The sequence below is a fragment of the Paenibacillus sp. JCM 18996 genome (assembly GCF_055392555.1).
On sequence record NZ_AP043884.1, the window covers coordinates 2,185,032 to 2,197,591 of the forward strand.

General features: G+C 53.1%; 11 protein-coding genes. 7 read left to right on the forward strand and 4 right to left on the reverse strand.

The genetic code is table 11. The features are described from left to right. The first annotated feature begins 60 nt into the window (after positions 1–60). Positions 61–1,086, forward strand: a complete 1,026-nt coding sequence (locus ACZ5N7_RS10815; RefSeq protein ID WP_464654184.1) for a M15 family metallopeptidase — start codon at positions 61–63, stop codon at positions 1,084–1,086. A gap of 934 nt (positions 1,087–2,020) precedes the next feature. Here the strand turns inward: ACZ5N7_RS10815 and ACZ5N7_RS10820 are convergent. Then, positions 2,021–2,287 carry a hypothetical protein gene (locus tag ACZ5N7_RS10820; RefSeq protein WP_464654185.1) on the reverse strand — a complete coding sequence of 89 codons (267 nt, stop codon included), beginning with the start codon at positions 2,285–2,287 and terminating at the stop codon, positions 2,021–2,023. A 192-nt stretch (positions 2,288–2,479) separates the two neighbouring features. Between ACZ5N7_RS10820 and ACZ5N7_RS10825 the strand changes: the two genes are divergently transcribed. Then, a complete protein-coding gene (locus tag ACZ5N7_RS10825; RefSeq protein ID WP_464654186.1) occupies positions 2,480–3,361 on the forward strand; it encodes an NAD(P)-dependent oxidoreductase in 882 nt (293 codons plus the stop codon). Next, on the forward strand, positions 3,343–3,765 hold the full coding sequence (locus tag ACZ5N7_RS10830; RefSeq protein ID WP_464654187.1) for a hypothetical protein: 423 nt from the start codon (positions 3,343–3,345) through the stop codon (positions 3,763–3,765). The genes ACZ5N7_RS10825 and ACZ5N7_RS10830 overlap by 19 nt, the downstream gene beginning before the upstream one ends. A gap of 103 nt (positions 3,766–3,868) precedes the next feature. On the opposite strand, the gene ACZ5N7_RS10835 is transcribed toward ACZ5N7_RS10830, so the two are convergent. Next, on the reverse strand, positions 3,869–4,201 hold the full coding sequence (locus ACZ5N7_RS10835) for a hypothetical protein (RefSeq protein ID WP_464654188.1): 333 nt from the start codon (positions 4,199–4,201) through the stop codon (positions 3,869–3,871). A gap of 598 nt (positions 4,202–4,799) precedes the next feature. Further along, positions 4,800–6,695, reverse strand: coding sequence for a PrkA family serine protein kinase (locus ACZ5N7_RS10840; protein ID WP_464654189.1), 1,896 nt, complete (start codon positions 6,693–6,695; stop codon positions 4,800–4,802). A gap of 299 nt (positions 6,696–6,994) precedes the next feature. Between ACZ5N7_RS10840 and ACZ5N7_RS10845 the strand changes: the two genes are divergently transcribed. The 4 genes from ACZ5N7_RS10845 to ACZ5N7_RS10860 all read left to right on the forward strand — a co-directional run bounded on the left by ACZ5N7_RS10845 (position 6,995) and on the right by ACZ5N7_RS10860 (position 11,421). After that, complete coding sequence (locus ACZ5N7_RS10845) at positions 6,995–7,573, forward strand: sugar O-acetyltransferase (RefSeq protein WP_464654190.1); 579 nt, start codon at positions 6,995–6,997, stop codon at positions 7,571–7,573. Positions 7,574–7,585: 12 nt separating this feature from the next. Continuing rightward, positions 7,586–8,299 carry a DUF2161 domain-containing phosphodiesterase gene (locus ACZ5N7_RS10850; protein ID WP_464654191.1) on the forward strand — a complete coding sequence of 238 codons (714 nt, stop codon included), beginning with the start codon at positions 7,586–7,588 and terminating at the stop codon, positions 8,297–8,299. Between the two features lie 167 nt (positions 8,300–8,466). Then, positions 8,467–9,042, forward strand: a complete 576-nt coding sequence (locus tag ACZ5N7_RS10855; protein WP_464654192.1) for a TetR/AcrR family transcriptional regulator — start codon at positions 8,467–8,469, stop codon at positions 9,040–9,042. Between the two features lie 189 nt (positions 9,043–9,231). Beyond that, positions 9,232–11,421, forward strand: a complete 2,190-nt coding sequence (locus ACZ5N7_RS10860) for a YhgE/Pip family protein (protein ID WP_464654193.1) — start codon at positions 9,232–9,234, stop codon at positions 11,419–11,421. A 204-nt stretch (positions 11,422–11,625) separates the two neighbouring features. On the opposite strand, the gene ACZ5N7_RS10865 is transcribed toward ACZ5N7_RS10860, so the two are convergent. Continuing rightward, complete coding sequence (locus ACZ5N7_RS10865) at positions 11,626–12,537, reverse strand: NAD(P)/FAD-dependent oxidoreductase (RefSeq protein ID WP_464654194.1); 912 nt, start codon at positions 12,535–12,537, stop codon at positions 11,626–11,628. Positions 12,538–12,560: the final 23 nt, after the last annotated feature.

Genomic DNA, 12,560 nt, shown 5'->3' on the forward strand with positions numbered 1-12,560 from the left:
CTGACGTTTTGTTATAATGAAGAGATTCCATCATGCAAACAAACATTCGGAGGTTTCATTGTGATTAAAAAGTATTCCGCCCTATTTTTGTCGTCCTTTATCTGCCTGTCACTTACAGGCTGCAATACAGGCGCAGGGGGAGGCTCTCCAGTGTCCCCCCCTTCGTCAACCGTCAGCGGCACCGCTTCGATCGCGGCCGAGCCTTCCTCCCTGATCCTGGCTCCGGGAGCCAAATCGGCGCTCAAAGTGTATTCCGTCGATGCGGCCAATCACCGGCGGGAGCTGCAGGCCGCGGAAGCGCAGATCAGCTCGAGCAATCCGGCGGCTGTGGAGGTTTCAACGGACGGGACCGTTAAGGTACCGGCAGAGGCCAAAACCGGCAGCTCGGCCGTCGTGACGGTAAAATACGCGGGGGCCGCCAAAGAGGTGCCGGTCACCGTGCTGCCCTCTCTTAAAGATACGGTAACCGCCGGATCTAACGGGGTCGATATAGTGACCAACGCGGACGACCGGCTTGTGGTGGTCAACAAGAAGCGGGCCCTGCCCGAAGGATATAGCCCTGCCGATCTGGTGGAGCCGGGCATTCCTTTTTCCTTCAATGAAAAAAGCGAGAAACGGCTCATGCGCGCAGAAGCCGCCAAAGCGTTGGAAAAGCTTTTTGCCGCGGCCCAAAAGGACGGAGTGAAGCTGTACGGAGTGTCGGCTTACCGGTCCTATGCCACGCAGAAGGCTCTGTTCAACAACTATGTACGCACTCAGGGACAGCAGCACGCGCTGCAGTACAGCGCCCAACCCGGCACCAGCGAACATCAGACCGGCCTCGCGATCGACGTCTCCAGCCCAAGCGTCAATTTCGGTCTTGAGGAGTCCTTCGGACAAACCCCGGAGGCCAATTGGCTCGCGGAGCACGCGCCTGCCTACGGATTCATCATCCGCTATCCTAAAGGGAAAGAATCTGTCACTGGTTATAACTATGAGCCTTGGCACGTTCGTTATGTCGGCATCGACACGGCCAAAGAGATAGCAGCCAAAGGAGTCACTTTGGAAGAATATTTCCAGGGCTCCGTTCAGGCGAATAAACAATAAAGCAGTATAAAGAGAAAGGCAGCCTGAGGGCAGGCAGCTGAGCCAATTTAAACGGAACATCCTAACGGGCAAGAAAGCCGCACACAGGAAGGAACCATCCTAACGTGGAACACAATCACCATATGTGTCAATAAAGACAGAGACCTGTTTCTCATAATAGGGACTGGTCACGTTCATACATTTACCTTAGAAAAGCATGCGACGAAGAACGTCCCCCTTCCATTCTTACGAGTGGAGGCGGGACGTTTTCTATTTTTGACGCCCGACACATTCATCCGTTATCATCTCGAAAGCAGGGCGGGAAGCATCGAGGCTGCCTGGAGAGGAGCACCGAGACCGATTTTAGAGGGGCATCGGGGCAGCTCAAGTGGGGCATGGCGCGGTGAGCAAGCTGCATTGCTTTGATTAACGGGAAAATATGCTGCTATTTGCTCTGTTTGATTGCTTTCCGAGCAATATAAATGGAAAATCGCCCGTTAATTGCATCTATCCCGGTCAATTATTAGAATAACCACTGAATTTGATGGATGTTTTCCATTTAGATGCATCACTCACCATATCCAAGTCAAATTAGATACACGATTTCCATTTAATAAAGCAGGGGGGCATCCGGTGAAAACTGGATGGCAACGACCCGCTGTAACAGAATGGCATCCTACACGATATAACGCTGTGCGCGCAAAGGTGACCCTAGATTGGAAACGAAGTGTTTTTCATAAAACAACATCTTCCACCGGATAAATGTATCTAAATCTCTAAATAACACTTATCCACAAATTTATCGAACTTATCAACATTTTATCCACAGCCGCAACGCGGATGGGGAGAGGCTCGTGCTAGTAAAGTTCGCGTGCTTGCAAAAAAGAGCTGTCCCCCAAAACGGAGCTGTCCCCAAGAGGACATAACCATTTGTGGGACAGCTCCGTTTTGGCTTTTAATAGTAAGGGTAGCCGTAGTATGGATACCCATATGGATAGCCGTAATAAGGATAACCGTAGTAAGGATAACCGTAGTAAGGGTAGCTGTAGTATGGATAAGAGTACAACCAGGGGGACAGGAAGAAAAACGGCAGCAAGGAGCCGAAGCCATGGCCAAATCCGTGGCCAAATCCGTGCCCGAAGCCGTGGTGCCCGAAGCCGTGGCCGAAAACAGGCCTTTCCTGCTGTTGTGTTTCTGCATGCTGCTCAAGCTGTTGTGTCATCTCTCAACTCACTCGCTTTCTCTAGTTGTTATATATTATGTATATGATATCAGCGCCCAAAGAGTGAGGCGAATGCCCGGATTTGGGCTTGTTTGCATAAACGCGGCCTGGCTTGACCAAAATTCGTTGAAGGCACGGATTTGTAAAGTTATAATGAAGTGGAGTGTAAAATTCTGGATCGGAGGCATGAAGATGGAAATCGCATTTATCGGTTTAGGCACGATGGGGCGTCATATGGCTGTGAATTTGTTAAAAGCGGGTTACAAGCTGACCGTATTCAACAGAGACCGACGGAAAACCGAAGGTTTGGGCCCTTCCGTCATCATTGCCGATACCCCCGGAGAAGCGGCCCAAAAGGCGGAGCTGGTCATTACCATGCTTTCCGACGACCGTGCTGTGAAAGAGGTCATTCTCGGGAACGAGGGAATCGCCCAAGCACTTCGCCAGCAGTCCGGAGCCCGCGTCCTTGTCGACTGCAGCACGATCTCTCCCGATACCAGCGTGGAAATGGCCGCGTGCCTGGCAGACATCGGCGTGCTCATGCTGGATGCGCCGGTGACCGGCAGCGAACCGCAAGCCAGGGAAGCTCAGCTGACCTTTATTGTGGGAGGGGACCAAACACTTTTCGAAAGCTGCAAGCCCGTATTTCAGGCGATGGGAAAAAAAGCGGTCTACATGGGTGCCCAGGGATCCGGATCGAAGACCAAGCTCGCAAATAATACACTGACAGCAATCAATTTGATGGCGCTTTCCGAAAGCCTGTCACTGGTCCGAAAATCCGGTCTGGATCCTGCGCTGTTTCTCGAAGTTGTGGCCGCAGGCGGCGCCCGGAGCGGAATGGCTGAAATCAAAGGACCCAAAATGCTCAGCCGGGACTTTTCGCCGCAGTTCATGACCCGCCTTATGCTGAAGGATTTGAAGCTGGCCAAGGGATTGGCGGATACTCTCGACATTCCCACCCCTGTGCTGGCAGCCGTCAAAGAGCTGTTTCAAACCGCAAACAACGTCGGATATGGCGATGAAGACATGAGCGCCGTGATCAAATGCTATGAGCAGTGGGCGAAGCTGGAATAAGCAGCAGCGGCCGAACCCCGACTCACAGCGCCATGTTCCGTGGACGGACCGCCCGCGGTGCGGCATCATTATTGGCCGATTTCCCCCTTCAGTTTGCTCGGGCGGTCAAATATACTAAACGCGGGCTTTTTCTAGAGTCGTTGATTTACTATCAAAAGTATGTTTTGAACCCATTTGTTGATGTGCTCCGGATTATCTATACTCCATTCCAAGCTGACTGCTTTCTGGTTCATGCGTCTCGGGATTTTCCCGTCGAAGTTGTATTAACCCTGGAGAATCTATATGGTGTAAAAATCGTACAAGATATAGCTGAGCGAATCATTTTGGCAGACGAATTGTTTCGCAAGGCTGCAGCTGAGACTGAAATGATGCTCTCACAGTCCTATGGCGGCGAAAGCGCATAGCAAATTGCTCAAAAGCTGCCACCAAGAAAAGTGCCATAATGGCATATGTTAAAGGAAAAGCCCTCCCAATGAAGAGAAGAGAGGGCTTTTTTACGAACCTTAGTTATTTCTGCTTCTGAATTGTCTTCTGCGTGGTCTTACGAGCGAGCAGAGGTGCGGCATAATTTCCACGTGCTCTGAATGCTCCTGTTGGATTTTGAGTAAATCGCATGCTCGCCGTTCTTCTGCAATCCTCAAATCCGCCGCCAAATACCCTGCAACGGAAGGTAACTGTCACGCTTAAATCCAATGTTCCAGTTCCTCTGACGACCAGAGTGTTATTCCCTATTTTTCGGGTATCCCCCACTACCTGAAGATTACCGGACAGCGGCACAGCCGTCCAATCATAAATAATATCGCTGTCAATTCCTCTGCATAACGCACCTTGGCACTCCAAATCGGCATCCGCCCGATATACAGCGCTCACCCCGGCTAACGTTTGTGTAATCCTTCGAATGTTCGAAGCGCTGCATGAACAAACAAAACCGCGTCGACCTGGTCTTTTACATCTGCATTGCTTACGGCAACTGCACCCCATAAATTGACACCAATCCTTCCCATCCATGGATTTCCTATTAATTTATTCCAGGAAACGCAATGTGTATGGGTATTTGGACAAGTGAAACAGCCTGATTCAGCAATACAGGATACAAAATTTATAACAGCAAAATTGACTGGAGGGTTCTGGCCATATCGAAAGTCCAATTAGATTCAGGATTTCCATTTAATGTATTCCAACGAGCGGCTCTCCCGGCGAATGAATGGTAGCTAAACCCACACTTATCCACAAGTTTATCGAATTCATCGAATTAAGCAACATTTTATTAAGAGCCGCCGAAAATCATAATTTCCCGTACAAGCACAAAGCCGCTGCGCATAAATGCACAGCGGCTTTCCACGCCTCTTCATAAAATTCCCGCATCTAAGGTATCAGTCAAGTTGTGCAAGGTTATACCGCTGCAGCCCGGCTGCAGACGCGCACTGCCCGTGCACGCCTACCGGTTCAACAAACTTCCCACATACCGAAGCAGCTCGTTGGAGCAGACCGGGCAGTATCCGTGCTCGTCAATCAGCCTGCGTGTCACTTCGTTGATCTTCTTCAGTTGGCTTTCGTCCGGCGTCTTGGTGGAGGTCGTGATTTTCACGACGTCCTTCAAATCGACGAACAGTTTCTTCTCGATCGCCTCCCGCAGCCTTTCATGGGAACTGTAGCTGAATTTTTTGCTCTTTCTCGAATAAGAAGACATGCGGATCAGGATCTCTTCGCGAAACGCTTTTTTCGCATTCTCGGAAATGCCGATCTGTTCCTCGATGGAGCGCATAAGCCTTTCATCCGGATCGACCTCTTCACCGGTCAGCGGATCCTTGATTTTGCCCCAGTTGCAGTAAGCCTCAATATTGTCCAGGTAGTTGTTAAAAAGCGTTTTCGCCGACTCCTCATAGGAATAGACAAACGCCTTCTGCACTTCTTTTTTGGCCAGCTCGTCATACTCTTTTCGCGCCACCGAAATAAAGTTGAGATAACGGTCCCGTTCCTCTTTCGTAATGGAAGGATGCTGATCGAGCCCGTCTTTCATCGCCCGCAGGACATCCAGCGCGTTAATGCACTGAAGATCCTGGCGGATCAAAGCGGTGGAAATCCGGTTGATGACATACCGCGGGTCGATACCGGTCATTCCTTCTTCCAAGTATTCGTTCTGCATTTCCTTCAGGTCGGCTTCCTTGTAGCCTTCGACGGATTCACCGTCATACATGCGCATCTTCTTGATGAGATCCATCCCCTGCTTCTTGGATTCCTTCAATCTGGTCAAGATGGAGAAGATGGCCCCGGCCCTAAGCGCATGAGGCGCAATATGCATTTGGGACATATCGCTCTGCCGGATCAGCTTGGTGTAAATTTTTTCTTCGTCGCTCACCCGTAAATTGTAAGGAATAGGCATGACGATCATTCTCGATTGGAGCGCTTCGTTCTTTTTGTTGGAGATAAAAGATTTATACTCGGATTCGTTCGTATGGGCGATGATGAGCTCATCCGCGGAGATCAGGGCGAACCGGCCCGCTTTGAAATTGCCCTCCTGAGTCAGGGAAAGCAGGTTCCACAGAAACTTTTCGTCGCACTTCAGCATTTCCTGGAATTCCATCATCCCCCGGTTGGCCTTGTTCAGCTCCCCGTCAAAACGGTACGCTCGGGGATCCGACTCCGAACCGTACTCGGTAATAGTGGAAAAGTCGATGCTGCCCGTAAGGTCGGCAATGTCCTGGGACTTCGGATCTGAGGGGGAAAAGGTTCCGATCCCGATCCGGTTCTCCTCCGACAGAAAAATCCGCTCCACCAGCACATCTTCAATCCGCCCGTCATACTGGGTTTTGAGCATCATTTGGCTGTAGGGGGACAGATTGCCTTCGATCTTCACATCCAGCTCACGCTCGATCTCCGGGCGAAGCTCATGCGGGATCAGCAGCAGCGGCTCTTCATGCATCGGGGATCCTTTTATGGCATAGATGGCGCCTTCCTCCGAACGCGAGTACCGTTCCAGTCCCCTCTTGAGCAGCGTGACAATGGTGGACTTTCCGCCGCTGACCGGACCCATCAGCAGCAGAATCCGCTTCTTGACCTCAAGCCGTTTGGCCGCCGAGTGGAAGTACTCCTCCACCAGCTTCTCGATCGCCGAATCCAGCCCAAAAATTTCCGATTGAAAAAATTTATATTTCTTCCTTCCGTTCTCCTCAACCACCCCATGCCATGCAATCATATCATAGACCCGGGTATGCGCGGTTCTGGCTACACTTGGATTTTTCCTGACAATGTCCAGATATTCCCCGAAAGTTCCTGTCCAGTTGACTTTTTCCTTTTCTGCGCGGTGTTCCATAATCCTTTGAAAAATATCCATAGTAACCTCCTTTCACCTGTCACCAAATGAGTTAAAAGCAGCGTCTTGAGGAAGGTTATTCGCCCTTGTCTCGGGTATTGCTTCTGTCTGCAATCGTATGCCCGTTCGTCTCCCGGCACCTTCATGTCAGGAACACTGGCATCGACGAAGTGTGTATTATATACCTATGCGCCCAGACAAGAAAGTTTCCCGAATTTTTGTGAAAGAAAGGCGTGAAAACAAGTTTTCCGCTGCTTGTACTTAGGCTTGGAGAAAGGGTAATATTAATAGCAAAAAAGGACTGGAGTGGAACGCGGAGAATGGAGAAAGAGATTGGGGAGGAGCTCACGGAAAAGGGAAAAATGCTGGCCGGCCTGCCCTATCAGCCGTCGGATCCCGAATTGGACGCGGATCGCCGGAACGCGAGAAGGCTGACCAGATTATACAACGACACGGAGGAGACGGAGTTCGAACGGCGCAAAGACCTGATACTGCTGCTGTTCGGCTCGGCAGGTTCCGGCTTTGACATCGAGCCGCCCTTCCGCTGCGATTACGGCTACAACATCCGCGTTGGGGATAATTTCTATGCCCATTTCGGCTGCGTTATATTGGACCAGGCCCCCGTCCTCATCGGGAACAACGTGTCCCTGTCTCCGGGAGTGCACATCTACACCGCCTTCCGTCCCCTCGACCTGCAGTCGCGTGGTACCGCGCTGGAGCGAGGGTCGCGAGTGTCTATAGGCAATAACGTGTGGATCGGCGGATCGGCGGTGATTAACCCCGGCGTGACCATCGGAGACAACACGGTGATCGGCTCGGGCAGCGTCGTGACCAAACCTGTACCGGCAAATGTGGTCGCGGCGGGCAACCCTTGCCGAATAATCAGGGATTTGACGTAAGGAGGCGCATCTATGGCTGTCAAAAACGAAACTGAACTATACCTTCCCGTCAAAATGTATCTTGAGTCCCAAGGCTACGAAGTCCGGGGAGAAGTCAACCACTGCGACCTCGTAGCCGTGCGCGGCGAGGAAGTGCCCGTCATCGTCGAGCTGAAACGGTCGTTCAGCATCCCCCTGCTCGTCCAGGGAATCGACCGGCTGGCCTTGACGGATAAAGTATACGTCGCCTTCGAGCTCCCCTTCAAAGGAAAAGCCCCTCACAAGCTTTCCTGGAGAGAAGTGGAGCGTTTGTGCCGCATGCTGGGGCTGGGACTGCTGACGGTTCAGTTCTATAAACGGAACAAGCCGTCCGTCGAAGTCGTCTGCCATCCGGTCCCCTATGTGCCAAGAGCGAACAAGCGCGGCAGGGAGCGGATGCTGAGCGAATTCAAGGAACGAAGCGGAGACTACAATATCGGGGGAACGACACGGACGAAGCTCGTCACGGCCTACAGGGAGAAAGCACTCCACTGCGCGCATCTGCTGCAAGTCCATGGCCCTCTCTCGCCTCGCGAGTTAAAGATAAGGACCGGAAACATGAACGTGGCGGGCATGCTGCAGAAAAATTATTACCGGTGGTTTCGAAGGAAGCAAAGAGGCATTTACGAGATTACTCCTCTCGGAATAGAAGCTTTGGCAACTTACGGTCATGTGGTAGAAAAGCTTTGCGAGAAACCGCAAATTTAACGCATATTCACAGAAGCGCCGGTATAAGATAGAGTAATAGAGTTTGCTGCCCATGGTTGGGGGAATTTTGCACCTTTCCAAACCGCGCGAAAAATGCTATCATACTGATTGACCACTTTAACCATCTGGTCATAAGTTCAGATTCATACCTGAGCAGGAGGCGGACCATGTCCACTGACAGAAAAAAATTAATCATTGAGGCCGCAGGCAAATCGTTCGCCCTTTTCGGGTACAAAGCGACGACGATGGATCAGGTAGCCAAATTGGCCAATGTGGGCAAGGGCACGATCTATACCTTTTTTTCCACAAAGGAAGAGCTGTTCGACGAGATACTCAAATCTCTGATCCTCGAGGTGCGCAGCGCGGCGGAAGCGGAGATCGATCCGGACCGGTCTTTTTTCGAAAACCTGAACCAGGTGCTCTATCATATCTTGGAGTTCCGCAAGCAGCACGAGCTGACGATCCGGCTTTCGCACGAAATCAGGGACATGGGAACCCAGGCGGCCAAGGACGGCATGGACAAAATCGAGAAGTCGATCCTGGCGTTCATCAGCAAGTACGTGCAGAAAGCGGTTGAAAAAGGCGAGTTGAAGCCGTGCGATCCGGAGATTACCGCTTTTACGATGCTGAAGCTGTACGCCGCGTTCGTCTACGACTGGGAGAAAAGCCACCCCCCGCTCGACAAAGCGGAAATAGCCCGTTTGTTTCAGCTTTATCTGGTGGACGGCTTGGCGGTGAGATAACTTTTATGGTCAAAATGACGCTCAATTCGGCAAGGCGCTCAATTTTCTGGTAAGGCGATCAACTTTTCGGTAAGGCTTCAATTTTCAGTAAAATAAGGTTAGCTTGGCGCCGCTTTTTTCGGCCTGAAATGACCGATTGAGAAAGATAGTCATTCAGTACTTATAAAGTAAACAAAGGAGAGAGAACCAATGAAAATCCTGTCAGCGCTGAAACAGGAACTGAAAGCCATCTTCACCGCCAAAATGCTTCTGGTTTCCGTCCTGGCCGTAGCGCTTATTCCTTTAATGTACATTTCGGCGTTCCTGTGGGCTTTCTGGGATCCTTACGGCAAGCTGCACGATATGCCCGTTGCCGTTGTGAACGAAGACAAGGGGGCGGTATTCAACGGCAAACAGGTGGATGTCGGGAAAGATTTTACGGATAAAATCAAGGAAACGAAGGACTTCAACTGGCAGTTTGTGACAAAGGAAGAGGCCGACCGGGGGTTGGAGCAGCACAAATATTACATGGCCGTGGAAATACCGGACGATTTCTCGCAAAACGCCACTAAAGTGCTGGAGGCCAATCCGGTGCCTTCGATGATCAAATTCGTGTCGAATGAAAGCACCAACTTCGCTTCCAACCAGATCGGGCGCAATGCCATGGAGAAGATGAAAGCGGAAATCTCCCGCAACCTGACTAAAGCTTACGCCCAGTCGGTGTTCGATAACATCCATACGCTGTCCGATGGCTTGGCTAAAGCGGCAGACGGCGCTTCGCAGCTGTCGGACGGTTCGAAAAAGGTGGAGAATGGCCTGGCCGAGGTGGACCGGAATCTGAGCCGATTGATCGCCGAGGGAACCATGCCGCTGCAGAGCGGTATCCAAAGCCTGGAGGACGGCGCGTCCAAGCTCGCGGGCGGAGCGGAGCAGCTCCGACAGGGCACGTCCAAGCTCGCTGGCGGACTGGGCCAGCTGGCCGGCGCCGGGAAGCAGCTCGAGGACGGCCAGAGCCAGCTGCAGCAGGGCGCAAAGCAGCTGGAGCAGGGGACGGCGAAGCAGCAGCAGGGCGCAGAGCAGCTGCACGGCGGCCTCACGCAGCTGCAGCAGGGCGCAGCAGAGCTGCAAGTGGGCCTGGGCAGCTCCGTCGACAGCATGGCGAAGCTGTCGCAGGGCGCAGCCGGCTTGAGTGCCGGCCTGCAGCAGCTGGCAGACTCGCAGCCTGAGCTGGCGAAGTCGCCGGAGTTCCAGAAGCTGCTTGCGGCAGGCAAGCAAGTGGCTGGCGGTGCGGCAGCGTCGGCGCAGGGCCAGCAGCAGCTGGCAGGCGGCGCGTCCAAGCTCGCCGGCAGTTCGGCGCAGCTGGAGGCCGGAGCCGCGCAGCTGGAAGGCGGCTCGGCGCAGCTTGCGGCCGGCAGTGCAAAGCTGTCGGCGTCGCAAGCGCAGCTCGGCCAAAGCTTGACGGCGTTCGGCGGCAAGCTGAACGAAGCGGCGCTGGCCGCGCAAGCGGTCGACGCCGGAGCAGCCGGCGCGGCGCAGGGCGCGGACCGGCTGCACAGCGGCCTCGGCCAGCTGGGCCAAGGCGCCGCCAAGCTGGCCGACAGCACAGCGCAGCTGAACGACGGCACGCATAAGCTGGCCGAGGGCATGGGCTCCGTGGTCAGCGGCTCGAGCGAGCTTACCGGCAAGCTGTCGGAAGCGGTGGGCAAGACGAGCGGCATCAACGCGACCGACAGCAATCTGGAGCAGTTCTCCAATCCGGTCAAGGTCGATGAACAGAAAAAAACCTCGGTTCCGAACTACGGTACCGGTATCGCACCTTACTTCATGTCTTTAGGCTTGTTCGTGGGCGCCTTGATGCTGTCGGTCGTATTTGCTTTCAAAACCCCCGCGGCACCACCTCAGTCGGCATTCGGCTGGTTTCTGAGCAAGTTCGTGATTGTAATGGCGATAGCTACGCTGCAGGCGCTGCTGGTGGATATCATTTTGCTGGACGTGGTGAAAATTGAGGTGCGCAGCGTTCCTTTATTCATTTTCTTTACGCTGCTAACGAGCTGGGCGTTCATGTCCATCATTCTTTTCCTGGTCTCGGCGCTGTCCGACGCAGGGCGGTTCATCGCCGTCATTGTGCTGATCCTGCAGTTGACGAGCTCGGCCGGAACGTTCCCGCTGGAACTGATCCCCTCTCCGCTGCAAACGCTGAACCACTTCCTGCCAATGGGCTACTCCGTCACCGGATTCAGAGCCGTCATCTCTAGCGGCCAATACGGTTTCATGTGGAGCAGCGCGGCGGTGCTCGGAAGTTTTCTGGCGGTTATGGCTGCAGCTACCTTTGCTCTATTGCTCATCCAGTTCAATCGCGAAAAAGCAAAACAGCCGCAGCTCGATTCCGCTGCGGCTTGACCTGGGCCGGTTGAAGAAGGGCGGTGGAAACACCGCCTATTTTGCTGTATATAGGAAATTATAATTTTGGGCGGCTTTGGGTAAAATGTTGATAAATTTGTGGGTACGTGTGACCCGTTTCCCTTCATCCACTGTATAAAATGCAATGAAACGATCCCAACTCCGACTTACACCGCAAACATATCCGCCCTGACTCTCCCTTGCTCACAAGTCTTTGTCCATTTTCACCAGCGTCTTATGGATCCAGATTGCGCACTGCAGCCCTTCGCCCATCGCGATCACCGCCTGCTCGGAGTGGACGTTGACATCACCGGCGGACCAGACGCCCGGTACGCTGGTCATTTTGCTGCGCGGGTCCGTGACGATGTGGCGGTTCTCCATCCGCTCGACACCCAGCTGCGACGCGAGCTCGGAGCGGATTACATTGCCGCCGAACGCAATAAAGCCGCGCTCGCCCTCCAGCTCCCGGCCGTCCTGCAGCTTTACGCCGCGCATAACGCCCGGATCCTTTCTCAGCACCTCGACAATCTCCTCCTGAACATAACCGATCCCCTTTTGCTTCATCTCATCCATTACACCGTCGTCCACTTCGCCTTGTCCATGGTTAATGAAGGTCATATGAGGCGTCCATGGCCTCAGAAGAAGCGCCATTCTGGCCCCCACGTTGCCGTTTCCCAAGATCAGCGTCTTCTTGTTCTTGATCTCATACCCGTCGCAGTCCGGACATACGTAGACCGTCATACCGAGACAGGCAATTAAGCCCGGCAGCGGGGGGAAGTTGTCGAGCAATCCTGTGGCGAACAGCAATGTTTTTGTAGTAAAATCTCCTTTTTCCCTGCAGCCAGCTATAAAAAGCCCATTCTCTTTACGCACGCTCACCGCTTCATCCTCAAGAAATTCCACACCCGTGCTTTCCGCTTGCTGCCTGCCTATGCGTCTCAACTCCGGACCGGAAACCCCATCAGGCCAGCCCAAAATATTGTGGTACGTTTTACACAGCGTAGACCGCCCGTAGTTTGAATCGATGACAAGCACCTTATGCTCATAGCGTCCCAGTTGAATCGCTCCCTGCAGCCCCGCTATGCCCCCTCCGATAATAATGCAGTCGTAACTCATGAGGCCACCCCTTTCCAAACCGG

Excerpts from the sequence above, each read along its gene's own strand:
- ACZ5N7_RS10820 (WP_464654185.1), bottom strand. The coding sequence starts at position 2,287 with ATGACACAACAGCTTGAGCAGCATGCAGAAACACAACAGCAGGAAAGG.
- ACZ5N7_RS10825 (WP_464654186.1), top strand. The coding sequence starts at position 2,480 with ATGGAAATCGCATTTATCGGTTTAGGCACGATGGGGCGTCATATGGCT.
- ACZ5N7_RS10840 (WP_464654189.1), bottom strand. The coding sequence starts at position 6,695 with ATGGATATTTTTCAAAGGATTATGGAACACCGCGCAGAAAAGGAAAAA.
- ACZ5N7_RS10845 (WP_464654190.1), top strand. The coding sequence starts at position 6,995 with ATGGAGAAAGAGATTGGGGAGGAGCTCACGGAAAAGGGAAAAATGCTG.
- ACZ5N7_RS10850 (WP_464654191.1), top strand. The coding sequence starts at position 7,586 with ATGGCTGTCAAAAACGAAACTGAACTATACCTTCCCGTCAAAATGTAT.
- ACZ5N7_RS10855 (WP_464654192.1), top strand. The coding sequence starts at position 8,467 with ATGTCCACTGACAGAAAAAAATTAATCATTGAGGCCGCAGGCAAATCG.
- ACZ5N7_RS10860 (WP_464654193.1), top strand. The coding sequence starts at position 9,232 with ATGAAAATCCTGTCAGCGCTGAAACAGGAACTGAAAGCCATCTTCACC.
- ACZ5N7_RS10865 (WP_464654194.1), bottom strand. The coding sequence starts at position 12,537 with ATGAGTTACGACTGCATTATTATCGGAGGGGGCATAGCGGGGCTGCAG.